31 protein-coding genes and 2 pseudogenes are annotated in these 24,234 nt (G+C 56.1%); 30 read left to right on the top strand and 3 right to left on the bottom strand.

What is annotated here, in order from left to right; all coding sequences use genetic code 11:
- The first annotated feature begins 42 nt into the window (after positions 1-42).
- From F3J39_RS05485 to F3J39_RS05570, 19 genes and pseudogenes are all read left to right on the top strand, one after another.
- Positions 43-891, top strand: a complete 849-nt coding sequence (locus tag F3J39_RS05485; RefSeq protein ID WP_166713903.1) for a GPO family capsid scaffolding protein — start codon at positions 43-45, stop codon at positions 889-891.
- A gap of 31 nt (positions 892-922) precedes the next feature.
- Positions 923-2,005, top strand: coding sequence for a phage major capsid protein, P2 family (locus tag F3J39_RS05490; RefSeq protein ID WP_166713904.1), 1,083 nt, complete (start codon positions 923-925; stop codon positions 2,003-2,005).
- A gap of 3 nt (positions 2,006-2,008) precedes the next feature.
- Positions 2,009-2,677, top strand: coding sequence for a terminase endonuclease subunit (locus F3J39_RS05495; RefSeq protein WP_166713905.1), 669 nt, complete (start codon positions 2,009-2,011; stop codon positions 2,675-2,677).
- A gap of 90 nt (positions 2,678-2,767) precedes the next feature.
- Positions 2,768-3,235 carry a head completion/stabilization protein gene (locus F3J39_RS05500; protein WP_166713906.1) on the top strand — a complete coding sequence of 156 codons (468 nt, stop codon included), beginning with the start codon at positions 2,768-2,770 and terminating at the stop codon, positions 3,233-3,235.
- Entirely contained in the window at positions 3,232-3,438 is a 207-nt protein-coding gene (locus tag F3J39_RS05505; protein WP_166713907.1) for a tail protein X, read from the top strand. The genes F3J39_RS05500 and F3J39_RS05505 overlap by 4 nt, the downstream gene beginning before the upstream one ends.
- An 8-nt stretch (positions 3,439-3,446) precedes the next feature.
- Complete coding sequence (locus tag F3J39_RS05510) at positions 3,447-3,662, top strand: HP1 family phage holin (RefSeq protein ID WP_348769940.1); 216 nt, start codon at positions 3,447-3,449, stop codon at positions 3,660-3,662.
- Positions 3,643-4,155: a lysozyme gene (locus F3J39_RS05515; protein ID WP_166713908.1), complete on the top strand. Its 513-nt coding sequence runs from the start codon at positions 3,643-3,645 to the stop codon at positions 4,153-4,155. The genes F3J39_RS05510 and F3J39_RS05515 overlap by 20 nt, the downstream gene beginning before the upstream one ends.
- A pseudogene (locus F3J39_RS05520) lies at positions 4,155-4,502 on the top strand (LysB family phage lysis regulatory protein); the annotation flags it as partial. The gene F3J39_RS05515 and the pseudogene F3J39_RS05520, both read left to right, overlap by 1 nt.
- Complete coding sequence (gene lysC, locus F3J39_RS18810; RefSeq protein WP_247648222.1) at positions 4,423-4,743, top strand: Rz1-like lysis system protein LysC; 321 nt, start codon at positions 4,423-4,425, stop codon at positions 4,741-4,743. The pseudogene F3J39_RS05520 and the gene lysC, both read left to right, overlap by 80 nt.
- The gene (locus tag F3J39_RS05525) at positions 4,676-5,143 is read left to right on the top strand and encodes a phage tail protein (protein ID WP_166713909.1); all 468 of its coding nucleotides are present in this window, start codon (positions 4,676-4,678) and stop codon (positions 5,141-5,143) included. The genes lysC and F3J39_RS05525 overlap by 68 nt, the downstream gene beginning before the upstream one ends.
- Positions 5,140-5,589: a phage virion morphogenesis protein gene (locus tag F3J39_RS05530; RefSeq protein ID WP_166713910.1), complete on the top strand. Its 450-nt coding sequence runs from the start codon at positions 5,140-5,142 to the stop codon at positions 5,587-5,589. Before F3J39_RS05525 ends, F3J39_RS05530 begins: the two co-directional genes overlap by 4 nt.
- 57 nt (positions 5,590-5,646) lie before the next feature.
- The gene (locus F3J39_RS05535) at positions 5,647-6,156 is read left to right on the top strand and encodes a hypothetical protein (RefSeq protein ID WP_166713911.1); all 510 of its coding nucleotides are present in this window, start codon (positions 5,647-5,649) and stop codon (positions 6,154-6,156) included.
- Positions 6,157-6,165: 9 nt separating this feature from the next.
- Positions 6,166-7,539, top strand: coding sequence for an adenylate/guanylate cyclase domain-containing protein (locus F3J39_RS05540; RefSeq protein WP_166713912.1), 1,374 nt, complete (start codon positions 6,166-6,168; stop codon positions 7,537-7,539).
- An 86-nt stretch (positions 7,540-7,625) separates the two neighbouring features.
- Positions 7,626-8,210 carry a phage baseplate assembly protein V gene (locus F3J39_RS05545; protein ID WP_166713913.1) on the top strand — a complete coding sequence of 195 codons (585 nt, stop codon included), beginning with the start codon at positions 7,626-7,628 and terminating at the stop codon, positions 8,208-8,210.
- Positions 8,207-8,557, top strand: a pseudogene (locus tag F3J39_RS05550) (GPW/gp25 family protein). The gene F3J39_RS05545 and the pseudogene F3J39_RS05550 overlap by 4 nt, the downstream one beginning before the upstream one ends.
- A 4-nt stretch (positions 8,558-8,561) precedes the next feature.
- A complete protein-coding gene (locus tag F3J39_RS05555; protein ID WP_166713914.1) occupies positions 8,562-9,470 on the top strand; it encodes a baseplate assembly protein in 909 nt (302 codons plus the stop codon).
- A complete protein-coding gene (locus F3J39_RS05560; protein WP_166713915.1) occupies positions 9,463-10,071 on the top strand; it encodes a phage tail protein I in 609 nt (202 codons plus the stop codon). The genes F3J39_RS05555 and F3J39_RS05560 overlap by 8 nt, the downstream gene beginning before the upstream one ends.
- Positions 10,068-11,222, top strand: a complete 1,155-nt coding sequence (locus F3J39_RS05565) for a phage tail protein (protein WP_166713974.1) — start codon at positions 10,068-10,070, stop codon at positions 11,220-11,222. Before F3J39_RS05560 ends, F3J39_RS05565 begins: the two co-directional genes overlap by 4 nt.
- Positions 11,219-11,821 carry a tail fiber assembly protein gene (locus F3J39_RS05570; protein ID WP_247648223.1) on the top strand — a complete coding sequence of 201 codons (603 nt, stop codon included), beginning with the start codon at positions 11,219-11,221 and terminating at the stop codon, positions 11,819-11,821. Before F3J39_RS05565 ends, F3J39_RS05570 begins: the two co-directional genes overlap by 4 nt.
- Before the next feature lie 6 nt (positions 11,822-11,827).
- Here F3J39_RS05570 and F3J39_RS05575 read toward each other — a convergent pair whose 3' ends face one another.
- Entirely contained in the window at positions 11,828-12,442 is a 615-nt protein-coding gene (locus F3J39_RS05575) for a hypothetical protein (RefSeq protein ID WP_166713916.1), read from the bottom strand.
- Positions 12,443-12,589: 147 nt separating this feature from the next.
- Between F3J39_RS05575 and F3J39_RS05580 the strand changes: the two genes are divergently transcribed.
- From F3J39_RS05580 to F3J39_RS05620, 9 genes are all read left to right on the top strand, one after another.
- Positions 12,590-13,759: a phage tail sheath protein gene (locus F3J39_RS05580; RefSeq protein WP_166713917.1), complete on the top strand. Its 1,170-nt coding sequence runs from the start codon at positions 12,590-12,592 to the stop codon at positions 13,757-13,759.
- Positions 13,760-13,771: 12 nt separating this feature from the next.
- Entirely contained in the window at positions 13,772-14,281 is a 510-nt protein-coding gene (locus F3J39_RS05585) for a phage major tail tube protein (RefSeq protein WP_166713918.1), read from the top strand.
- Positions 14,282-14,343: 62 nt separating this feature from the next.
- On the top strand, positions 14,344-14,622 hold the full coding sequence (locus F3J39_RS05590) for a phage tail assembly protein (RefSeq protein ID WP_166713919.1): 279 nt from the start codon (positions 14,344-14,346) through the stop codon (positions 14,620-14,622).
- Between the two features lie 32 nt (positions 14,623-14,654).
- Positions 14,655-14,780, top strand: coding sequence for a GpE family phage tail protein (locus tag F3J39_RS05595; RefSeq protein ID WP_211049197.1), 126 nt, complete (start codon positions 14,655-14,657; stop codon positions 14,778-14,780).
- A complete protein-coding gene (locus F3J39_RS05600) occupies positions 14,770-17,253 on the top strand; it encodes a phage tail tape measure protein (RefSeq protein WP_166713920.1) in 2,484 nt (827 codons plus the stop codon). Before F3J39_RS05595 ends, F3J39_RS05600 begins: the two co-directional genes overlap by 11 nt.
- A complete protein-coding gene (locus tag F3J39_RS05605; protein ID WP_166713921.1) occupies positions 17,253-17,780 on the top strand; it encodes a phage tail protein in 528 nt (175 codons plus the stop codon). Before F3J39_RS05600 ends, F3J39_RS05605 begins: the two co-directional genes overlap by 1 nt.
- A complete protein-coding gene (locus F3J39_RS05610; RefSeq protein WP_166713922.1) occupies positions 17,777-18,952 on the top strand; it encodes a phage late control D family protein in 1,176 nt (391 codons plus the stop codon). Before F3J39_RS05605 ends, F3J39_RS05610 begins: the two co-directional genes overlap by 4 nt.
- 80 nt (positions 18,953-19,032) lie before the next feature.
- Entirely contained in the window at positions 19,033-19,251 is a 219-nt protein-coding gene (locus tag F3J39_RS05615; RefSeq protein ID WP_154193718.1) for an ogr/Delta-like zinc finger family protein, read from the top strand.
- Between the two features lie 109 nt (positions 19,252-19,360).
- A complete protein-coding gene (locus F3J39_RS05620) occupies positions 19,361-20,425 on the top strand; it encodes a tyrosine-type recombinase/integrase (protein WP_166713923.1) in 1,065 nt (354 codons plus the stop codon).
- Positions 20,426-20,726: 301 nt separating this feature from the next.
- On the opposite strand, the gene F3J39_RS05625 is transcribed toward F3J39_RS05620, so the two are convergent.
- The gene (locus tag F3J39_RS05625) at positions 20,727-21,074 is read right to left on the bottom strand and encodes a YebY family protein (protein WP_039384858.1); all 348 of its coding nucleotides are present in this window, start codon (positions 21,072-21,074) and stop codon (positions 20,727-20,729) included.
- Between the two features lie 191 nt (positions 21,075-21,265).
- On the opposite strand from F3J39_RS05625, the gene F3J39_RS05630 reads away from it, so the two are divergent.
- The gene (locus tag F3J39_RS05630; RefSeq protein WP_039385974.1) at positions 21,266-21,496 is read left to right on the top strand and encodes a DNA polymerase III subunit theta; all 231 of its coding nucleotides are present in this window, start codon (positions 21,266-21,268) and stop codon (positions 21,494-21,496) included.
- A 3-nt stretch (positions 21,497-21,499) separates the two neighbouring features.
- Positions 21,500-22,168, top strand: coding sequence for an exodeoxyribonuclease X (exoX, locus tag F3J39_RS05635; RefSeq protein WP_166713924.1), 669 nt, complete (start codon positions 21,500-21,502; stop codon positions 22,166-22,168).
- Here the strand turns inward: exoX and F3J39_RS05640 are convergent.
- Positions 22,162-24,225: a prolyl oligopeptidase family serine peptidase gene (locus F3J39_RS05640; protein ID WP_071668881.1), complete on the bottom strand. Its 2,064-nt coding sequence runs from the start codon at positions 24,223-24,225 to the stop codon at positions 22,162-22,164. The two genes, exoX and F3J39_RS05640, sit on opposite strands and share 7 nt — an antisense overlap.
- Positions 24,226-24,234: the final 9 nt, after the last annotated feature.

Consider the following 24,234-nt stretch of genomic DNA (forward strand, 5'->3'; position numbering starts at 1 on the left):
CTGACCACGAACCGAACCCACCCATTGACCGGAGCCTGTTTAATGGCAACAACCAAAGCAAAGCGTTTCCGCATCGCCGTTGAGGGCGCGACCACCGACGGCCGCGAGATTTCTCGCGAGTGGATTTCGCAGATGGCGAAGAACTACGACCCGACCGTCTACGGTGCGCGCGTCAACATGGAACACATCAAAGGCTACGCCGCCGACAGCCCGTTCCGCCGCTATGGCGACGTAACCAAAGTTGAAGTCGAGGAAATCATCGAAGGCGCACTGGCGGGCAAGCTTGCGCTTTACGGCTACATCGATCCGACGCCGGAGCTGATCGACCTGACCAAAGCGCGCCAGAAGATTTACACCTCGGTTGAAATCAACACCAAGTTTGCCGACACCGGCGAAGCCTATCTGGTCGGTCTGGCCGTCACCGACGACCCGGCCAGCCTCGGCACCGAGATTCTGAGTTTCAGCGCCACGGCGAAAGCCAATCCGCTGGCGTCGCGCAAGCTGGACAAAGACAACCTGTTTACCGCCGCCGAAGAAACCTTGATTGAGTTTTATGAGGAAGCGGACGCCGCGCCGTCGCTGCTGTCGCGCGTGAAAGAGCTGTTTACCCGCAAAGAGAAGACCGACGACGAGCGTTTTAACGACGTGAGCGCAGCGGTCACGGCTGTGGCCGAGCAGGTGCAGCAGAACGGCGAAAGCCACGCGCAGCAGCTGGCGACGCTGGAAAAAACCTTTACCGATCGCCTTGATGCGCTGGAAACCGAACACGGCAAAGACCGCGAAGCACTGAGCACGCTGCAGGACACGCTCACCCGCACCGACGGCAACTTTAACTGCCGTCCGCCTGCCACCGGTGGCGACAACAAATCCAGCGTAATGACCGACTGCTGATAAACCCGAACACTGATAAACAGGAAAGCCAATGCGTAAGCAAACCCGTTTCAAATTTAACGCCTATATGTCCCGCGTCGCCGAGCTGAACGGCGTTGAAATCGACGACATGAACAAGAAATTCAGCGTCGAGCCGTCCGTCACGCAGAAGCTGATGAGCCGCGTGCAGGAGTCGTCCGCGTTTCTGACCCGCATCAACATCGTGCCCGTACCGGAAATGAAGGGTGAAAAAATCGGCGTCGGCGTGTCCGGCTCGATTGCCAGCACCACCGACACTGCTGGCGGCGACGAGCGCGAAACCGCTGACTTTGCATCGCTGGACAGCCAAGGCTATGAGTGTGTGCAGGTCAACTTCGATTTCCATATCCGCTACAACACCCTTGACCTGTGGGCGCGTTACGAAGATTTCCAGACGCGCTTACGCGACGCTATTATTCAGCGTCAGGCGCTTGACCGCATCATGATCGGTTTCAACGGCACGCACCGCGCCAAAACCTCGAACCGCGCGGCGAACCCGATGCTGCAGGACGTGGCCGTGGGCTGGCTGCAGAAGTACCGCAACGAAGCGCCGACCCGCGTGATGAGCAAAATCACCGACGGTGCAGGTGCGGTGATTTCGCCGACCATTCGCATCGGTAAGGGTGGCGACTACGCCAACCTCGACGCGCTGGTGATGGATGCCACCAACAACCTGATCGAGCCGTGGTATCAGGAAGACCCGGAGCTGGTCGTTATCGTTGGTCGTCAGCTGCTGGCCGACAAGTATTTCCCGATCGTCAACCAGACGCAGCCGAACACCGAGCAACTGGCCTCCGATCTCATTGTCAGCCAGAAGCGCATCGGCAACCTGCCCGCCGTGCGCGTGCCGTACTTCCCGGCCAACGCCATGATGATCACCCGCACCGATAACCTGTCGATTTACTGGCAGGAAGGCACGCAGCGCCGCCACATCGAAGAAGTGCCGAAGCGTGACCGCATCGAGAACTACGAGTCGGCCAACGAAGACTACGTGGTGGAAGACTATGCGGCGGGCTGCGTGATCGAGAACATCGAACTCGGTGATTTCAGCGAAGCGCCAGCAGCCACCACGCCAGCCCCGGAAGCGGGAGAGTAACGCATGCTGAGTCCCGCTCGCCGTCACCGGATGCGCGTTCAGGCCGAAACCGAAACGCAGCGGAACGCGAATCCGCTGCGCCACGCCAACGGCTATGAGCAGATGCTCGTGAAACTCAACGAGGACAAGCGCCGCCTGAAAAAAATCCACTCGGTCGAGCGCAAAGCTGAGCTTAAGCGCCAGTTGCTGCCCGACTACCTGCCGTGGATTGCAGGCGTGATGAACAGCGGGCGCGGCGCGCAGGATGCCATCGTGATGACCGTCATGATCTGGCGGCTGGACACCGGCGACGTAAACGGCGCGCTTGAAATCGCCAGCTACGCATTGCAGCACGGTCTGGTTCCGCCCGACGGTTTTAAACGCGACAGCCTGCCGTACCTGCTGGCCGAAGAAGTGGCCAGCACCGCGACGCGTGCCTGGACGGCAAAAGAAGCGGTCGATATTAACCCGCTGCTTGAAACCATCCGGCTGACCGACGCCGAAGACATGCCCGATCAGGTGCGCGCCAAGCTGCACAAAATCGTCGGGTATGTCTATCGCGACGCGGGCGGGACTCTGGAAGCGATGAACCACCTGAAACGCGCGCTGCAGCTGCATGAGGGCTGCGGCGTGAAAAAAGACATAGAGCGGCTGGCAACTGCCATGAAAAAGCAGGCGCAGGCCAGCCGCTGACCGGACGCGACCCCGCGCAGGGCGGCAGGACGGTAACGCACTTTCGTGTCAGCGCCGTCCTCCACCGCCCACCTATTTCTGAGGCCAACTATGAGCACGCTGGTAATAGCAGCACAGCGACCGGCAGAGACTGCCGAGCCGCCGGTTAAGAACACCTTTTTCTGGCCTGACATCGACCTGCAGCAACTGCGCGAATCGCTGCGCTATGAGGGAACCGTCACCGCGCAGCGCCTGCGGCTGTCGGTGAAAACGGCGATTGCCGAAGTCAACGCCGAGCTGTACGAGTGGCGCGCCGAGCGCATGGCGGCGGGCTTCAAAACGCTGGCTGACGTTCCGGCCGAATCGCTGGACGGCGTGAGCGAGAAAATCACGTACTACCTCGCGGCCGTTGAGGCAATTACAGCCGCCACCATCGCCGAGCGCTATCGCGGCTACGACGCAAGCGGCGTAAACAAGGCCAGCGCCGTTGAGGCAACCGCCGACGAATACTGGCGTGACGCGCGATTCAGCATCAGCCGCGTGGCTGAGCGGCATGGCTGCATCGTGAGTCTGCTGTGAGGCGGGTTTACGCGCTGCAGGGCGATACGGTGGATGACCTCTGCTATCGATATTACGGCCGCACGCAGCAGGTGACGGAATCCGTGCTTGCCGCGAATCCCGGCCTCGCCGATGTCGGTGCGGTACTGCCGCACGGCTGGCCGGTTGACCTGCCTGAGCTGCCGGAATCCTCAACGGGCGAAACCGTTAACCTTTGGGACTGACTATGAGCATCAACATGGAGCGCATCAGCGCCTTTATCACCTACTGCGTGGCGGTGGTGATGGGCTGGCTCGGCAAGTGGGATCTGCAGGACGTGGCAACGCTGCTCGGCATGGTGCTGGGCGTCGGCATGTTTCTCGTGAGCTGGTACTACCGACGCAAGACCTATCAGCTTTTTGTCCGTGGGCGCATCAGCCGGAGCGACTATGAATCTGCAAACCGTTAAGCGCTGTGCAATCGGCGTGGTGCTGGCGATTGCTACCACGCTGCCGGGCTTTCAGCAGCTGCACACCTCCGTTGAGGGGCTGAAACTGATTGCCGACTATGAAGGCTGTCGCCTGAAACCGTACAAGTGCGACGCGGATAAGTGGACGGGCGGCATCGGCAATACCGTCGGCGTCGTGCCAGGTAAAACCATCACCGAGCGGCAGGCAGCGGGCACGTTTATTTCCAACGTGCTGCGCACCGAAAAGGCGCTGTCGCGCTGTCTCTTCACAAAGGTGCCGCAAAAAGTCTACGACGCCACGGTATCGCTTGCCTTTAACGTCGGCACGGGCAACGCCTGCACCTCAACGCTGGTGAAGCTGCTGAATCAGGAACGCTGGCGCGATGCCTGCGATCAGCTGCCGCGCTGGGTGTACGTCAAAGGCGTGTTTAATCAGGGGCTGGATAACCGTCGCGTGCGCGAGCGGGCGTGGTGCCTTAAGGGGGCGGCGTGATGCGCATCACCGGCACGCTGCTCGCCGTGGCGCTGCTGGCGCTCGCGCTTACCGGCTGGCGCTGGTCGGTTGCCAGTGACGAGCTGGCGGGCGCGCAGCGCATCATCGGCACGCTTTCGGCAGGCATCGAGAGCCGCGACAAGGCGATAAGCCGTCTCAACAGCGAAAACCTGCAGGGGCAGAAGCGCGAAGCCGCGCTGCGGCTGATGCAGGGGCGCGCCAGCGCCGGAGCGCTGACCCGCGAAACACACATACAGAGGGAAACCGATGCGAGTCCGATTTTACGTGAGTGGTCTGCTGCTGCTCTGCCTGATGACGTTATCCGGCTGCACAGCCGTCCCGCTTTCGCCAGCGCCAGAGATTATCTGGATTGGCTGTCCGCGCGTGACAAGCTGCCCGGTGCCGGGAAACAGCCTGAAAACGGCGGGCGATCTGGCGGCGGATAACCGTCAGCTTGAGGCGGCGCTCGCGTCGTGCGGGCTGCAGGTCGAAATCATCAAAGAATGCCAGGAGCAACACGATGCTGAAACCCCAACAGCTGCGCAAGGCGCTGACCGACAGCGTGCCGCTGCTGCAGCGCAACCCTGACAGCCTGAACGTGTTTATCGACAGCGGACGCATTGTTTCCACGCTTACCGCCTCGCTGTCGTTTGAATATCAGTACCGGCTGAACATGGTGATCACCGACTACACCGGCAACATCGACCTGCTGATTGTGCCGATGCTGGAATGGCTGCGGGTGAATGAACCCGACATCATGGCGACGAAGGACAAACAGCAGAACGGCTTCACGTTCAAGGCGGACGTGATCAGCGACACGGCGAGCGATATCAGTATTGACCTGCAGCTCACCGAGCGCGTGATTATCCAGCGCGTCGGTGATGAACTTCACGTCGAGCACGTTGGCGAAAATCCGCTGCTGGAAAATGATGTGCGACCGCTGCAGCTTTATGCGCACGGCCAGCTCATCAGTGAGTGGCAGTCATGAGCGACTTGGTGCTGGTTAACGACCGCCTCAATGCGCTGATCGGCAACCTGTCGCCACAGTCACGCAAAGAGATGGCGCTCAACATCGCGAAGAAGCTACGCGCCAGCCAGCAACAGAACATCAAGAAGCAGCAGTCACCGGACGGCACGCCGTACAAGCCGCGCAAGGAGCAGCCGATATGCGGCAAGAAAGGCCGGGTTAAGCGTGAGATGTTCGCGAAGCTGCGCACGGCAAAATATCTGAAAGCGCGGGCAACCACGAATGAGGCGGTGGTCGAGTTTGCCGGGAAGGTACAGCGCATGGTGCGGGTGCATCAGTATGGACTTCGTGATCGGCCGTCGCGCAGCAGCAAGGACATCAGATATGAGCCTCGCCCCCTTCTAGGAATTAATGAAGAAATTGTTGACATTATCTACCAAGTAATAATAAATAAACTTACGGACTAATCTTATTGATAGGTGATGTTTTTGGGGAAGTTCATTGATGATCGCAAGGATGATTCTTTGCAAAAGATTGATATCATGATAAAAATACTATCAAGAACAGATAGTTACTTAAATAGCGCCAACACTAAATCAACAATACTCTTAAGCTTGGCTTCAGCGATGCTTGCGGCAGTATTGCTAAACTACGATAAGTTTTTGTCTAGACTTGAAACACTGAATGATAAATATGTTTTATCACTTTTCGCATTGATTTCTCTCGGTCTACTTTTAATGGCAATTTATTATTCAATAAAAGGGGTGATTCCATATTTAAAGAACTCTCCACATAAAAATATTTTCTCTTTTGTCGACTTACTACATTATTACGAAGACATCGAAGATTACATAAACGCTTTAAGTGAGAAAAATAATGTAGATACAGTTAAGGCGTTGGCTACCTTAAATTACAACCTTTCGGGCGCTCTTTTAAAAAAATATAGTTTCCACGCAAAAGCCATTGAATGCATTATATTGTCACTTCTATCCATCGGATTAATGATCCTTGTAATAGTTCTTTCTCAAATTTAGCGGGTTCGTATGATAATTGAAAATTTATACAAAGGCCTTGGTGATGCAATTGAATCTACTTTATCAAAAAGACGACATAATGATGTTATCAAAAGCACTATTGGAATGGAGTCGGCAGATAGTATACTGGAAAGTATTTTTGACCCAAGTCTGGTAAAGTCTGAAAGCGCATCTTCTCAAATTAGTTTCGGAGTCAAAAACATAGTTCGAAATAGATTTGGAAAGCATGGGGAAATGAGAAGAAGTTTTGGATGTCATCCGGATTTTAATGCAATAAAGGGGACGGGTGATCTTAAATATGGATACACAGTAACGCTTTTCATGGATATTATTGGCTCGACCAAGCTAGGTGTTGTTTATGAGCCAGAAGAAGTTTTTAGAATTAAAAACGATATTATACGCTGTGCTATTGAGACGATCGATGCCTTTGACGGGCACGTTCACAGAATAATGGGCGATGCTGTAATGGCATTCTTTAGAAGCGAACGAAAAAAATCTGATGGTTTGATTTCTGATAGCGGAATTGATGCCTTAAATTGCGCAGTTTTTCTTATTGAAATGATGGAGAAAGTTGTATCACCAAAATTGTCAGAATTAGGTGAGGATAACAAAGAAAAAATCGGAATAAGAATTGGTATTGATTATGGTAAAGAGCAGGAAGTTATATGGGGAACATATGGCTATGATGGGGCGGATGAGGTAACAGCAACTTCCTACCATGTTGATGTTGCAGCAAAGCTACAACAAAAAGCACCTAAAAACTCAATCTTAGTTGGTGCAAACTTTGCGGAACTACTTGGGATTGATACTGGCGATAACAGTAATGACACTGATGATAGTGATAAAAAAGGAATTTTAAAAATACCGACTAAAATAATAAAAGGAATTGAAGAGGAAATCCCTATTGTCAAACCTGATTATATAACTAAAGAAGGCAAGAAGAAAAACTATAAGCAGTATCTTGTCCTTCACAAAGAATATATCAAGTACACTCCATTAAATATTGAGTCAGAAGAATTGAAATTATCAGCCACAATAAAAAGTTCAGAATCCGTGTCTTCTGATGATCATTATGAAAAGTGCTCTAGGAGTGTTAAAAAAGGCACGGGGATTAGCTTTAAAGCTAAATTTGAAAGCGTACCAAATAGAGATCTCAAGTTTTTATTTCGTGTTGAAAATACTGGTAAGGAAGCGAGAGATGTCGCAGGGAAAGGGAATCATGAAACTTATGTCGATGCGCGATATCAAGAAGATGGTATTTATTTCGCTAGGCATTGGGAGCGCACGGCTTACAAAGGAATCCATCACATGTTCGTTTCCGTTTGGTCAGGAAATACAAGACTAACCAGTGAAGAACGGTTTTCAGTCTTCATAACAGAATAAGGATTACTTGTATTCTAATTGTTTGCTGATTTTTGAGCGGACAGTCTTAAATGGAGGATGTGCTTGGATGACGGCATTCTCCATACATGAACGAACAACTCTCCGAAATCCTGCGCCTGCTGCGCAACCTTATCCGCATCGGAACCGTGTCCGCCGTAAAACTGGACGACGGGTTATGCCGCGTGGATACAGGAAATAACACAACCGGCTGGCTTCACTGGCTCACCGCCCGTGCGGGTAAAACACGTTCGTGGAATGCGCCGTCAGTGGGCGAGCAGGTGCTCGTGTTATGCCTCGGTGGCGAACTCGATACCGGCTTTGTGCTGCCCGGCATTTTCTCCGACGACAATCCCGCCCCGTCTGCCTCAGCCGACGCGCTGCATTGGTCATTCCCCGACGGCGCGGTGATCGAATATGAACCGGCCACCGGCGCGCTGACGGCCAGCGGTATTCAGACTGCGACCATCACCGCCGCCGTGCAGGTGCTGCTCAATACACCGTTAGTTGAATGCACGCAGCTACTGCGAACCGCGCAGCTTGATGTCACCGACGGCGGCACGATGAAAGGCAACGTTACACACACCGGCGGCAGCCTCAGCTCAAACGGCAAGGTGCTGCACACGCACAAACATCCGGGCGACAGCGGCGGCCAGACGGGAGCGCCAATATGACAGCGGCAAAATATACCGGCATGAATCGCGACACCGGCGCGGCACTGAGTGATATCGAACACATCCGGCAGTCAGTGCGCGACATAATGCTGACGCCACTCGGCTCGCGGGTGATGCGCCGCAATTATGGTTCGCTGCTGTCGGCGCTGATTGACCAGCCGCAGAATGAAGCGCTGCGCCTGCAGATTATGTCAGCCTGTTACGTGGCGATTTTGCAGTGAGAGCCGCGCGTCAAACTCACCGCTATCAACTTTGACTCGGATTTCAACGGCGGCATGGTGGTCGAGCTGACCGGCACACGCACCGACAACACGCAGCCTTTTTCCTTCACCGTTCCTGTGAGCTGAGAACATGCCAACCATTGACCTGAGCCAGCTACCCGCACCCGCTGTGGTGGAAACGCTGGACTATGAAACCCTGCTGGCCGAGCGCAAAGCCACGCTGATTTCGCTCTATCCCGAAGAACAGCGCGAGGCCATTGCACGCACGCTGTCGCTGGAATCGGAACCCATCGTCAAGCTTCTGCAGGAAAACGCCTATCGCGAAGTGCTGCTGCGTCAGCGCATCAACGAGGCGGCAAAAGGCGTCATGGTGGCGTACGCGCTGGACGCTGACCTTGACCAGCTCGGCGCAAACAACGGCGTCGAGCGCCTGACCATTACACCGGCCGACAGCACCACCATTCCGCTGACGGCGGCGGTGATGGAAAGCAACGACGATTACCGCGCGCGCATCGCCGCCGCGTTTGAAGGGCTGAGCGTGGCCGGTCCGACCGGCGCATATGAATACCACGCGCGCAGCGCCGACGGCCGCGTGGCTGATGCGTCCGCGATCAGCCCGTCACCTGCCGTTGTCACCGTGACGGTGCTTGCCCGCGAGGGTGACGGCACAGCCGCTGCTGACCTGCTGGCCGTGGTCGATAAGGCGCTGAACGATGAGAACGTGCGCCCGGTGGCTGACCGCGTGAACGTGCGATCGGCGGACATCGTGAACTATGCGATCGAGGCCGAAATCTTTATTTACCCTGGTCCCGAAGCGGAGCCGGTGCGGGCGGCGTCAGAGGCCAAGCTTGCCACGTACGTCACGGCGCAGAAGCGGCTCGGGCGAGACATTCGCCTGTCGGCGCTGTATGCGGCCATTCACGTTGAAGGCGTGCAGCGCGTCAACCTGATCCAGCCCGTCGCTGACGTGGTACTCGATAAAACGCAGGCCGCTTACTGCACCGGCTACACGCTGAGCGTCGGGGGTTCCGATGAGTGATCGCCTGCTGCCGACCGGTTCGTCGGCGCTGGAAGTGGCCGCCGCTGAGGCGCTGACAAGTATCAGCACGATGAACGTGCCGCTGCGCCAGCTGTGGAACCCGCAGACCTGCCCGCTGGCGCTGCTGCCCTATCTGGCGTGGGCGTGGTCGGTTGATCGCTGGGATTCCGCCTGGAGCGAATCGACGAAGCGCGACGTGGTGGCGGCCGCGCGTTATGTACACCGGCACAAAGGAACGATTGGCGCGATCCGGCGCGTGGTGGAGCCGCTGGGCTATCTGATTCGCGTGCTGGAGTGGTGGAAGACCAACGAAGCGCCAGGCACGTTTCGCCTCGATGTTGGCGTGCTCGATACCGGCATCACCGAGGAAATGTATAACGAGCTGGAGCGGCTGATAGCTGATGCGAAGCCATGCAGCCGTCACCTCATCGGGCTGTCTATCAACCTTGATGCAAACGGCGCAATCCCGGTGGTGGTTGCCAGCTACAGCGGCGACGAGCTGACCGTTTATCCCTACACACCAGACATTATCAGCACCGGCGGCGCGGCTTATTCCGGCGCGGCGGTGCATCTAATCGACTTGACGGAAGTGAGCGTATAACGATGAAATATTTTGCCCTGCTGACCAATCAGGGCGCGGCTATTCTGGCAAACGCCGCCGCGCTCGGAACCAAAGTGAACATCACCGCAATGGCGGTGGGCGACGGTGGCGGCACGCTGCCCACGCCTGACGCGGCACAGACCAAGCTTGTCGGCGAGAAGCGCCGCGCACAGCTCAACTCGCTGACCATTGACACCGCCAACAGCAGCCAGATTATCGCCGAGCAGGTGATCCCCGAAGGCGAAGGCGGTTTCTGGATCCGTGAAATCGGTCTGTTCGACGCCGACGGCGTGATGATTGCCGTGGCGAACTGCGCCGAAACCTACAAACCGCAGCTGGCCGAGGGCAGCGGCCGCACGCAGACCGTGCGCATGATTATCATCGTGAACAGCACCAGTGCGGTGACGCTGAAAATCGACCCGGCCGTGGTGCTGGCGACGCGTAAATACGTGGATGACTCCTTAATCGTCGCAAAGCAGTACGCCGACACGCTGCTGGCGCAGGCGAAGAAGTACAACGACGATAAGATGGCGCTACACATCAGCGCGACAAATCCGCATACACAGTACCTGTTAATCGCAAAAGCGCTGGCTGAAATCAAAGATGCCGGCAAGGTTGTCGAGGCGCTGAAAAGTTTAGGCATTGGCGAGGGTGCGCCGATTATTGGCTCGCCATTCCCGTGGCCGCACGCGCAGATGCCTAATGAGCTGTTTTCGTCTATGTCAGACATGGTGTTTCTGAAAAGTAACGGCGCGAGTTTCAGCGGCACGCTCTATCCCAGGCTGGCGCTACTGTACCCCATGCTAAAGTTGCCCGATTTGCGCGGTGAGTTTATTCGTGGATGGGATGATGGCAGGGGCATCGATACCGGGCGAAGCCTGTTGACTCAGCAGGCGGCAACGCTTGTGGAGAGTATTGGTCTCGCTAAAGGTTCGGGCACTAATTTTACGCTCGTCACCCGACCAACTCCGACAGTGACCAGCACAAGCGCTAATTATTACACGCAAGATTATGACGCCAGAGAATCGCTATACGGTAATTCTGAGGCATATCCGGGTGTCAGCCTGACGGCAACGGGATCGGGTTCAGGCGCTGGTTTTCGTGTCAGGCCGCGCAACGTGGCGTTTAATTTCATTGTGAGGGCTGAATGATGGCGATTGAAAATAAAGCGATTCTGGATGAAAGCGGTCTGGCGGTGGCTGCAGGTTTGATTACTGTATACAACTTTGCACCTGATAGCGGGCTATACATGGGCGCGACGGAGGAGCATTTAACGGCAGGCGTAGGCATCCCGGCTCACTCAACCTGCGCTATCCCTAAAAATGCACGGTCGGGCAAGGTGAACGTGTATGTTGATGGCCGCTGGCAGAAAATTTCAGATCATCGCGGTGAAACAATTTACAGCACCCTTACCGGCACGGAGTTTGAGGTAAGCCAGCCCGGAGAATATCCGGCTGATACCACCACGCTAAAACCCACAACACCTTTTGACTTCTGGAACGGTGTAGCATGGCAGACCGACACCGAGGCGCAGCAAGTGGCGGCCATCATTAATGCCGAGGCAGAGCGAACAGCACTCATCAGCGAGGCCAACAGCGTGACGCAGGCTTGGCAAACCCAGCTACTGCTCGGTATCATCAAAGAAAATGATCGCGTAGCGCTTACTGCCTGGATGAAATACCTACAGGCAGTTCAGGATGTGGAAGTTTCAGATGTCGGAAAGATAGCTTGGCCGAATAAGCCTCACTAATTTTTTCTAAAACCCCACATACACATACCCGATACAAACCAGAGCGGCAAGTATATAAACAATGGGAATATATCTTGCCTCTCTAATTACCAATTGAAGAAAGGTTGCACCTTCTTTTCTGCAATGAATGTAAAATACACAATAAAATACAAAGACCATCAACATTAAAGTTATAAATACTGAGAGTGAAACAATCGGATGTGTATCGCTCACTCCTTCTTTATAAATCACTTTTGATGCTGTGATTATCGTAATCAATATTAAGCTGAATGAAACTCCACAGCCCCACAAAAGGATTTCAGAACAGAGTTTTCTTACGATTGCTCCTGATTTCCCCAGCGTATGATGTTGCCCCCACACATTTCCAACTCGTACTTCCATGTCCTTAAAAACAGAGGCAACAAAAAGCATTATCACACCTATAGGTAAAGCGAAGTTAATTATACCTAACGCATTTTCAATGCTGGACTTGTAATAATTCATTAGTGAGAAATCAGTGCGTGAGGACAATAACACATATGATGTAATTGTAATAATTGACCAAGGGATCATTCTGTATGCAATTTCAATTCGTAAATCGCGCTTTATAAATTGGTCAATTACATTTGATTCAACTTTCAAATACCCACCTCATTTAATATTAAATAATTGCTACTCCTCGTCTCAATAAGACTATCTTGTTTTGCTATCGACCAGCAAAACCTTATTGAATGCGCCGTCCCGCCTGACCTGTCACCCTGAGCACACCTTTAATCAGGAGTGCTACACATGGCCGATTACCATCACGGTGTCCGCGTCGTCGAAATCAACGATGGCACGCGCACTATCTCCACAGTATCAACTGCGATTGTCGGCATGGTCTGCACCGCCGACGATGCGGACGCGGCAACCTTCCCGCTCAACACCCCGGTTCTCATCACCAATGTGCAGGGCGCAGTCGGCAAAGCAGGCGTGAAAGGCACGCTCGCAGCCTCGCTGCAGGCAATCGCCGATCAGTCAAAGCCCGTCACCGTCGTGGTGCGCGTGGCCGAAGGCGACGACGAAGCCGAAACCATTTCCAACATCATCGGCGGCACTGACCTCAACGGCCAGTACACCGGCATGAAAGCGTTGCTCGCCGCGCAGACGCAGCTCGACGTGAAGCCGCGCATCCTCGGCGTGCCGGGACTCGACTCGCTGGAGGTGGCGACCGCGCTTGCCAGCATCGCGCAGCAGCTGCGCGCCTTCGCCTACGTGTCGGCGTGGGAATGCAGCACCATTTCAGAAGCTCGCCTGTACCGCCAGAATTTCAGCCAGCGCGAAATCATGGTGATCTGGCCGGACTTCCTCGCGTGGAACACCACCACCAACAAATCGGACGTGGCTTACGCCACCGCTCGCGCCCTCGGCCTGCGCGCCAAAATCGACAACGACACCGGCTGGCATAAAACCCTGTCAAACGTCGGCGTTAACGGCGTGACCGGGATTTCCGCGTCGGTGTTCTGGGACTTGCAGCAGGTTGGCACCGATGCTGACCTGCTCAACGAGGCGGACGTCACCACGCTGATCCGCAAGGACGGTTTTCGCTTCTGGGGTAACCGCACCTGCAGCGACGACCCGCTATTCCAGTTCGAGAACTACACCCGCACCGCGCAGGTGCTGGCGGACACCATTGCCGAGGCGCACATGTGGGCGGTGGATAAGCCGCTGACGCCGGTACTGGTGAAAGAGATTATCGCAGGCATCAACGCCAAATTCCGCGAGCTGGTGAGCGCCGGTTATCTGCTGGGCGCGTCCGCCTGGTATGGCGAGGGCGCCAACGATAAAGATACCCTTAAGGCGGGCAAGCTCTTTATCGACTACGACTACACGCCGGTTCCGCCGCTGGAAGATTTAACCTTCCGCCAGCGCATTACCGACAGTTATCTGGCGACCTTCGCCGCATCCGTAAACAGCTAAGGAGCCGGATAAATGGCACTGCCACGCAAACTAAAAGGCATGAACCTGTTCAACGACGCCAACAGCTATCAGGGCGTTGTCACCGCCGTGACGCTGCCGAAGCTGGCGCGCAAGCTCGACGCGTACCGCGCAGGCGGCATGAGCGGCGCGGCCTTCATCGACAACGGGCTGGAAGATGACGCGCTCGATATGGAGTGGACTATCGGCGGCATTGACGAGCTGGTGCTCTCGCAGTGGGGCGCATCCGCTGTCCCGATGCGCTTCACCGGCTCGTATCAGCGCGACGACACCGGCGAAGAAATCGCGGTTGAGGTTGAGGTGCGCGGCAAGCACCAGAGCTTTGACTTCGGCGAAGCCAAACAGGGCGAAGACACCGAAACCAAAATCACCAGCAAGAACACGTATTTCAAGCTGACGTGGAACGGCAAGGAGCTGATCGAGATCGACACCGTGAACATGGTGGAGAAGGTCAACGGCGTTGACCGCCTTGAGCAGCGCCGCAAGAACATCGGCCTAGTTTAAACCTGACGACAGCGCCATTCCGGTGCTGGCCTTCCCTCACGACATTGAATGGATCTAAAAAAATGGAACAGAACAAAAACACCGTGGTATTTGAAACCCCGATTAAGCGCAGCGATACCGAGATTAAGCAGGTAGACGTGATTAAGCCCAACGCCGGAAGCCTGCGCGGCGTGCGCCTGGCTGATTTGTGTCAGTCGGACGTTGACGCGCTGCTGACCGTGCTGCCGCGCATCACCCTGCCCGCGCTGACCAAACCCGAATGCAACAACCTCGATCCGGTTGACCTGATTTCGCTCGGCGGCAAGGTGATCGGTTTTTTGCAATCGAAGTCGGACGAATAGACTGGCCGCGCGGCCTGACGGTTAACGACCTGATGGCCGACGTCGCCACCATTTTCCACTGGCCGCCTTCTGAAATGTACGCCATGCCGCTGGGCGAGCTGATGGAGTGGCGGCAGAAAGCCTTTATCCGCAGCGGAGCAGAACCGGATGAGCAATAACCTCAAAGTGCAGGTGCTGCTGAACGCAGTTGACCGCGCTTCGCGCCCCTTCAAAGCCGTTGAGCAAGCCTCAAAAGGTCTGGCAACCGACATCCGCCGCACGCAGCAGAGCATCACCGAGCTGGACGCGCAGGCGGGCAAAATCGACAGTTTCCGCCAGACCAGCGCGCAGCTGGCCGTCACGCAGCAGAAACTGAAAAACGCCAAAGCCGAAGCGGAGGCGCTGGCCGTGGCGTTTCGCAACACTGCCCGACCCACCGCGCAGCAGGCGCGCGAGCTGGAGAAGGCGAAGCAGGCAGCGGCCGCGCTGCAGACCAAATCGAATTCGCTGCGTCTTTCGGTGCAGCAGCAGCGCGATGCGCTGGCGGCGGCGGGTATTTCCACGCGCAACCTGAGCAGTGAGCAGCGGCGACTCAAAGAGGCCGCCGCGCAGGCAGCGCTTAATCTCGGCCGACAGCGTCAGGAGCTGCAGCGCCTCAACGCACAGCAGGAACGGCTTAACCGCGTCAGCGAGCGCTACCGGCGCGGGCAGGAATTGTCCGCGAAGGTGCGCAACGGCGGCGCGGCTGCGTTTGCCGGTGGCACAGCCGCGCTCTATGCCGGTAGCCGGTTAATGGCGCCCGAAATCCAGACGCAGCACAGCGGCGCGTTGATTGCTGCCCGCCAGGGCGAAAGCGCGTCAAAGGGGGGTGAGTACACCGCTGCGATCCAGCGTATCAACGCGTCGGGCGTGAGCGGTGACATCGAGCAAATCACCGAGGCGTTATCGGCGGTGCGCAGCACGCTCGGCACGCTGGGTAACGTGGGCGAAGCCGAGTTAGACCGCATCACCCGCAAGGCGCTTGACATGCAATCCACCTTCGGCACCGACACCGCCGAGAGCATCCAGATTGCCGCGATCATGATGAAAAACAAGCTCGCGGCCAACAGCGACGAGGCGCTGGATTTAATCGTCACCGGCATGCAGCGCGTGTCGGCGGGCATGCGCGGCGAGATGCCGGAAATCCTGCACGAGTATTCGACGCACTTCCGCAACATGGGATTCACCGGCACTGAGGCGATGTCGCTGTTGGTTGATATGTCGAAGCAGGGGAAATTTGCGCTCGACAAAACCGGTGATGCGATAAAGGAATTTAGCATTCGCGGTTCGGACATGTCGAAAAACAGCGTCGCCGCCTATCAGGAAATCGGTCTCAACGCCGCGAAGATGTCGCGCGATATTGCCAGCGGCGGTGATAAAGCGCGGGTGGCGATGCAGAAAACTGCTAAAGGGCTGCTCGCCATAAAAGACCCGGCCGCGCGGGCAAACGCGGCGATTTCCCTGTTCGGCACACCGGTTGAAGATTTATCCGTTGACCAGATACCGGCGTTTCTCGGCGCGCTGGCAGGCGTTAAAAACCAGCTCGGTGACGTCACCGGCGCGGCCGCGCGCATGGGCGACACGCTGCGCGATAACCTGTCGGGCGACGTGGCGAAACTCAAAGGCTCGTTTGAAGGGCTGCGCTTCAACGTCTTTAAGGGAATGGATAACCATCTTCGCGTGATGACCAAAAGCGCGACAAAGTGGATTGAAAAGCTCGATGCGTGGGTGACTAAAAATCCCACCCTGACATCCAATCTGGTGATGGTGACCGGCGCGATTGCCGGAGTCGCGGCGGTGCTCGGCGGTGTCGGGCTGGTTGTCTGGCCGGTGATGATGGGCATTAACGCGCTCATTGCGGGCGCGGGCATGCTGAGCGTGGGATTCAGCATCGCCGGTGGTGCGATTGTCACGGCGCTCGGCGCAATCACGCTGCCGGTGCTGGCGATCGGCGCGGCTATCGTGGCCGGTGCGCTGCTGGTGCGTAAATATTGGGAGCCTATCAGCGCCTTTATGTCGGGCGTGGCCGCAGGCTTTACCGCCGCGATGGGTCCGATTGGCGAATCGTTTAGCTCGCTCAAGCCGCCGTTTGAATGGCTGGGCGGCAAGGTGAAAGAGCTGTGGGAATGGTTCGGCCGCCTGCTGGAGCCGGTGAAGTCCACGCAGTCGGAGCTGGCAACGGCCGGTGAGATGGGCAAGAAGTTTGGCAACATGCTGGCCGAGGCGCTGAAAATTCCGGGCGAGGCGCTCGATCAGCTGCGCGGCGGCATCGACTGGGTGCTGGAAAAGCTCGGCGTGATCGACACCAAATCCAGCGGCATCAAAGATAAAGTGCCGTCACCCGATCCGCTGGCGACCGGTGGCGCGGGCGTGGACACCGGCGGGCTGCAGTACAGTCTGGCAACCGGCGGCGCGCCGTATCGCCCGGTGTCCGCGCCGTCTGGCGGTGGCGGCTTTACCGACCGCAGCCAGAACACCTATCAGTATGAAATCAGGATGCACGAAGGCATGACCAAAGACGATGCGCTGGCGCTCATGGCGCAGCATCAGGCGAAGGAGCAGCGTAACCGGCAGGCGCAGAACCGCAGCAAAATGGGCTGGGAGGATAACTGATGATGATGATCTACGGCATGATGCCGTTTATGCGCCAGACGCTGCCGTATGGCGAGCTGCAGCAGAACATCGACTACCGCTGGCCGACGAACAGCCGTATCGGGCAGCGACCAGCGGCGCAGTTTATCGGCGTAGGTGACGAAAAAATCACGCTGTCCGGTGAGCTGCGCCCGGAAATCACCGGCGGCGCGGTTTCGCTGATGACGGTGCGTCTGCTGGCCGATCAGGGCATGGCGTGGCCGCTGATTGGCGGCAGCGGCATGATTTACGGCATGTACGTGATCGAGAGCCTTTCGAGCGCGCACAGCGAGTTTTTCCCCAACGGCGCAGCCAGCAAAATCATGTTTACCCTGAACCTCAAACGCGTGGATGAGTCGCTGACCTCGATGTTTGGCGACCTGAAAAAGCAGGCCGACGGTCTGATCGGCGGCGTGAACAATCTGCCAGGGCAAATCACCTCGGCGATCGACAGTGCGAAATCAGCGGCGGGCAGTTTAATTTCATCGGTGGGAGGGCTGTTAGGATGACCGGCATCAGCGGCTTACCGGTGCAGGCAGGCGCACGCCTGACGCCGGATTTTTTGCTTATGGTGAACGCAAAGGACGTCACTACTAACCTGCGTGACCGTCTAATCTCGCTGACGCTCACCGACAATCGCGGCTTTGAAGCTGACCAGCTCGACATCGAGCTGGATGACGCCGACGGCAAGCTGACAATGCCGGTGCGCGGCGCTGAGCTGTCGCTGTTTCTCGGCTGGAAGGGGCAGGCGCTGGTCGGCAAAGGCACGTTTACCGTGGATGAGGTGGAGCACCACGGCGCGCCGGACACCATGACTATCCGCGCACGCAGCGCCGACTTTCGCGGCTCGCTCAATTCCCGCCGCGAGGTGTCTTACCATGACACCACGCTCGGCGCGATCGTTGAGCAGATTGCCGGACGCAACAATCTGAAAGCCATGCTGGCCGACGGCTTTGCCACCATCGCGGTGGCACACATCGACCAGACGCAGGAAACCGACGCGAAGTTTTTAACCCGCCTCGCCACGCTGTATGGGGCAGTGGCGGCAATCAAGGCCGGACGGCTGCTGTTTATCCGGCCGGGGAACAGCGTCACGCTGAGCGGCAAGCCGATCCCGCAGATGACCATTACGCGTAATGACGGCGACTGGCACAGTTTCAGCATTGCCGATCGCGGTGCTTACACCGGCGTGTCGGCGAGTTGGCTGCACACCAAAGACCCCAAGCCAAAGAAAGTGAAGCTGCAGCGCAAAGCTAAAGCGCAACAGCAAAGCACCGTGGCTCACCCGGACGCAAAGAAGACCAGCGCAAAGACGGATAAGCTGCAGGAGGCAAAAGAGGGTAATTACCTTGAGGGCAACGAAGATAACGTGTTCACGCTGACGACGGTATTTTCCAGCCAGAAAACCGCGACGAGTGCGGCTAAAGCCAAGTGGGAAAAGCTACAGCGCGGCGTGGCAGAGTTTTCGCTCACGCTGGCGATGGGACGTGCTGACCTTTACCCTGAGACGCCGGTCAAAGTTAGCGGCTTTAAATCGGTGATCGATGCGCAGCCGTGGCTAATCAGCAAGGTGACGCACAACCTGAGCAGCGGCGGTTACACCACGCAGTTGGAATTTGAGGTGCTGCTTTCGGATGTTGAATATCAGTCAATGCAAGAGGGTGAAACGGAAACCGGCTAATTAGGCTGTAATTTGCAAACTGCGATTTGCTTATTCAAAATTAGCCTTCGTCGCCCTACCCTGCCCGTAAGGATTTCAACATGATGCATTGCCCGCTATGCCAAACAGCTGCGCACGCCAAGAGCAGCCGTTATGTTTCCAAAGAAACCAAAGAACGTTATCACCAGTGTCAAAACATCAATTGCAGCTGCACTTTTAAAACACTTGAATCAGTCGCAGGAATTATTGTTTCGCCCGGCCAGGTTAACAAGGTTCCGCTCTACTCCAATCAACAACATCAGCCTTCCCTGCTTCACTAATCTAGCCCGCGATGCGGGCTTTTTCATGTTTACTTTCTGAGTAATCAAACATTGAATACTGTATTTATATACAGTATTTTAGCCTGCATTTTTAAGATGGAGGCAGGTTATGGCGATCAGGAAGCTCAGCACGGGTAAATGGCTTTGCGAGTGCTATCTCAATGGCAGAGAGGGTAAACGTGTTAGAAGGCAGTTCAAGACACGCGCCGAAGCCATTGCCTTTGAGCAATACACGCTGGATGAAAGCAAAGCCAAACCTTGGCTGGGTGAGAAAGAAGATAATCGCCGTTTAAGCGAGTTGATTGATCTCTGGTATAACCTGCATGGCCGCTCACTCAGCGATCGCAAGGGGCGTTTGGGTAAGCTCAACATCATCTGCAATGGCCTGGACAATCCTATCGCTGCCAACATTACTGCAAAAGATTGGGCACACTATCGTAATAGCCGGTTAGAAGGGAAAATCGAGAACGGTTATAAAACCAGTGCTAAATCTTTGAAGGTGTCACTGGGCACGGTTAATTGCGAGCACGCCTTTTTACGCGCCCTGTTTAATGAGTTGGAACGTCTCGGCGAAATTGCCTACCCCAACCCACTCAAAAATATTCGTTTGTTCGAGCAACCCGAAAAAGAAATGGCTTGGCTGACGGAGGCGCAAATTAAAAAACTGTTTGCGGCTTGTGAAGTGCACGGCAATCCGCAACTGACATTGATTATTAAGATATGCCTCTCAACCGGTTGTCGTTGGAATGAGGCTGCAGCACTTAAAGCGTCGCAAATATCCCCGCTCAAAATCACGTTCATCAATACCAAAGGTAAGCGCAATCGCACCGTTCCGATTAGCAAAGAGCTGCATGACGAATTGAAGGATAAAGAAGGCAAGTTTTTCGAAGAGTGTTATCGCCAGTTCTATCGGGTGATCCGTCTCGCCGGAATAGAGCTGCCCGAAGGGCAAATGAGCCACGTCCTGCGCCACAGCTTCGCCAGCCACTTCATGATGGCCGGTGGCAACATACTTGTTCTGCAGCGCATTCTTGGTCACTCGGACATACGCGTAACCATGCGTTACGCCCACTTCGCGCCTGATCATCTTGAAGACGCTATTCATTGCAATCCATTAGCGATTATGGCCGGGAAAAGTGGCGGCAAAATGGCGGCGGAGGTTGTCACAGGGTAGAACACGGTGTAACAGGATGGGCAATAACTCATTGATAAATAGATAATTTATTGATGCTAAACAGTAAACAAAAAAAGACCCAATACGATTCCTGTATCGGGTCCAGGGAAATGGCTCGTAGTGAGCCGTGCGCTAAAAGTTGGCATTTTTGAAGGCGAGGTGCCTTGCCTTTTAAAGGTAGTCCAACGGCGAACATTGTCCAGCAAGCAGCCTGAGGCGAGCCGGAAAGCTGCCAACTCTGTGATCGCGCTGGCACTACCAGACGCCTGCAACGCTTTTTGACGGCGGCGTCTGCCGGCTTTTACTTAACGCACAGCTGCTGCGCGCGATCGATAATCGGCTGCAGCGACATTTTACTGCCGGGATGCGCCTTATCATCTGCCAGGATAGTATTAATCGACTGCAGCGTGCCCTGCCCCGCATCGGCACGCGCCAGCGCTTTTTCATTCAGCGGGTACTGCAGTAGCGTGCTGGGGTTAATGGCAAACAGTGCGCCATCCTTTTCACAGGTCAGCATCACCTCTTCACGCGTGAAGGGCCACTTTGCCTTACCGATTTCAAAACGACTGACCGTAATAATTTCGCCCGCCAGCGCCTGGCTGCAGAGCGCCAGCAGCAGGCAGGCAGGAATCACTTTTTTCAGCAAAATATTGACCTCATTTCATCTTCACTGACACGGCAGGCAGACAGATTACCCGGCGGGTTTTCCGGCGCTGCCGCTGATGTGGCAGCAGGATACGCCGCCCGATTCAGCGTGTCGAGACCTGCAGTGCGATCCGGTTGCCCTTGATCCTGCTGCATGAAACCATTATTTTTGCCGCTGATTATCAGGAGAAAAGCATGCGTTATAATCTTGCACAGCTGTCGCAGGAAGAGAAAGACAAGGTCAACGTTGAGCTGGCGGCGGCAGGCGTCGCGTTCAAAGAGCGCTACAATATGCCGGTCGTGGCGGAGATGGTTGAACGCGAGCAGCCGGAAGCGCTGCGCGACTGGTTCCGCCAGCGCCTGATGCACTATCGCCAGGCTTCGCTCAGCCTCTCCCGCCTGCCCTACGAACCTAAGCAGAAATAACCTATGTTACGCGTGATAGATACAGAAACCTGCGGCCTGCAGGGCGGCGTGGTAGAGATCGCCTCGGTGGATGTCATTGACGGGCAGATTGTCAATCCGATGAGCGATCTGGTCTGCCCGGATCGCCCTATCAGTCGTCAGGCAATGATGGTGCATCGCATCACAGAAGCGATGGTGGCGGATAAACCGCCGATAGAAGCGATCATCAGCCGCTATTACGGCAGCCCGCACTATGTGGCTCATAACGCCAGCTTTGACCGCCGCATGCTGCCCGCCATGCCGGGCGAATGGATCTGCACCATGACGCTGGCGCGCAAACTGTGGCCCGGCATTAAATATGGTAATCAGGCGCTGCGGCACAGCCTGAAACTTGAGGTGACGCCGCCTGCAGACCTGCATGCACACCGCGCGCTTTATGACTGCTACGTTACCGCCGCGCTGCTGATCCGTATTATGGAGATCTCCGGCTGGAGTCCGGCGGAGATGGTAAGCCGGACTGAACCGGCTGCGCTCTCCGGCGATATCTTTCCATTTGGCAAATATCGCGGACAGAGTATCAGCGTTATTGCGCGCCGCGATCCGGGTTATCTGCGCTGGGTACTGGACAATGTCCGCGATCTGCGCCCGCCGCTGCGGCAGGCGCTGCGTAAATATGTCAAAGACGATCAGTAATCCACCCGATCCGGCAGGCTGCCCTGCGCCAGCGCAATCAGGAACGTAAATTCCTGCGCAACGCCCTCATAGGATTTGAAGCGTCCCGACTTACCGCCGTGGCCGGAATCCATGTCGGTACAGAGCAGCAGCAGCGCGTCACTGGTTTTATATTCGCGCAGCTTTGCCACCCACTTAGCGGGCTCCCAGTACTGCACCTGTGAATCGTGCAACCCCGTGGTGATCAGCAGATGCGGATACGCCTGCGCGGTCACATTATCATAGGGGCTGTAACGGCTGATGTAGTGATAGGCGTCGGGCTGTTCCGGATTTCCCCACTCATCATACTCGCCGGTGGTTAACGGGATAGTGGGATCGAGCATGGTTGTCACCACATCCACAAACGGCACCTGCGCTACCACGCCGTGGAACAGGGTCGGTGCCATATTGACAACCGCGCCCATCAGCAGCCCGCCCGCGCTACCGCCCATGGCGTAGAGACGCTGCGGATCGCCATAGCCTTTGGCTACCAGCCCCTGCGTCACGTCGATAAAATCGGTGAAGCTGTTCATCTTATGCATCAGACGGCCGCTGTCATACCACTGCTGGCCCAGCTCGCCCCCGCCGCGGACATGCACAATGGCATAGATAAAACCGCGCTGCAGCAGGCTGACGCGGCTGGCGCTAAAGTTCGCCTCCATTGTGCTGCCGTAGGCGCCATAGCCATAGACCAGCAGCGGATTTTTACCGCGCTGAAAATATTTCCGATGATAAACCAGCGATACCGGCACTTCGGTACCGTCGCGCGTTTTGATCCACTGGTGCTCACTTCTGTACTCATCCGGATCAAAGCCTGGTATCGGCGTCTGTTTGAGGATGCGCCGCTCCCCGGTCTCCATATTCAGTTCAAACAGCGTATCGGGCGTGGTCATCGAGGAGTAGCCGTAGCGCAGCGTATCGCTCTCCGGCGTGGGGTTAAACGCCAGCCAGGTCACATAGGCGGGATCGTCAAACGCGATACCATAGCTCTCGCCGCTGGCGCGGTTAATCTGCCGCAAAGTACTGACGCCGCGCTGGCGCTCTTCTACTACCAGCCAGCTGCGAAACAGCTGGAAATCCTCCAGAACGACGTGCTCGCGCGCCGGTATCAGCGTCTCCCAGCGCTGCTCCGCCAGCCAGGCGCTGCGGTAGAGACCGAAGTTCTTGCCGTCGCGGTTCGAGCGGATATAAAAATTGTGGTTATAGTGGTCGATGCTGTATTCGTGATCGCGCCGGCGCGGGCAGAATACCTGCGGCTGCGCGTCAGGATACTCCGCGTCCAGCAGCAGGATCTCACTGGTGGTGGTGCTGAAGAGCGCAATCAGAATAAAGTGCTCTGACGTGGTTTTATGCACGCTAAGATGAAAGCTCTCATCCTTCTCTTCATATACCAGCTGGTCATCACTCTGCGGATGGCCCAGCTCATGGCGCCATATCTGATACGCCAGCAGCGTTTTCGGATGTTTGCGCACATAGTAAAGCGTACGCGAGTCGTTTGCCCAGGCTACGCTGGATGAGGCGTTATGTAATACTTCAGGATACCAGCTGCCGCTCTGCAGGTTACGAAAGCGGATACCATACTGACGGCGCGATAAAAAATCTTCCGCCAGTGCCATAACCTGATTGTCCGGGCTGATATCCAGCGCTCCCATGGTGTAGAAGTCGCTGTGCGCAGCGCGCCGGTTGCCGTCAAGCAGCAGCTGCCAGGGTGCGTCCGCTCCGCCCTCAACCGGCTGCCGATAAAACGCTGCATATTCGTTGCCAGCCTCATAGCGGCGCTGATAGCGAAAGCCGTTTTTCGTATAGGGCACGGAATAGTCCTGACCCGGAATACGATCGACAATCTCTTTCAGCACCTTCTCCTGCAGCGCATTCTGCGACGCCATCATCGCCCTGCCGTAGCGGTTCTCCTCCTGCAGATAGGCGAGCACGCTGGGGTCTTCACGATCGTCATCGCGCAGCCAGAAATAATCATCGGTGCGCGTATCGCCATGCAAAGTCATGACATGCGGAATTTTTTTTGCCTGCGGCTGTTTCATAACGCGGTT

The organism is Pantoea sp. Acro-807 (assembly GCF_011752675.1).
Lineage (GTDB): Bacteria > Pseudomonadota > Gammaproteobacteria > Enterobacterales > Enterobacteriaceae > Pantoea > Pantoea eucrina.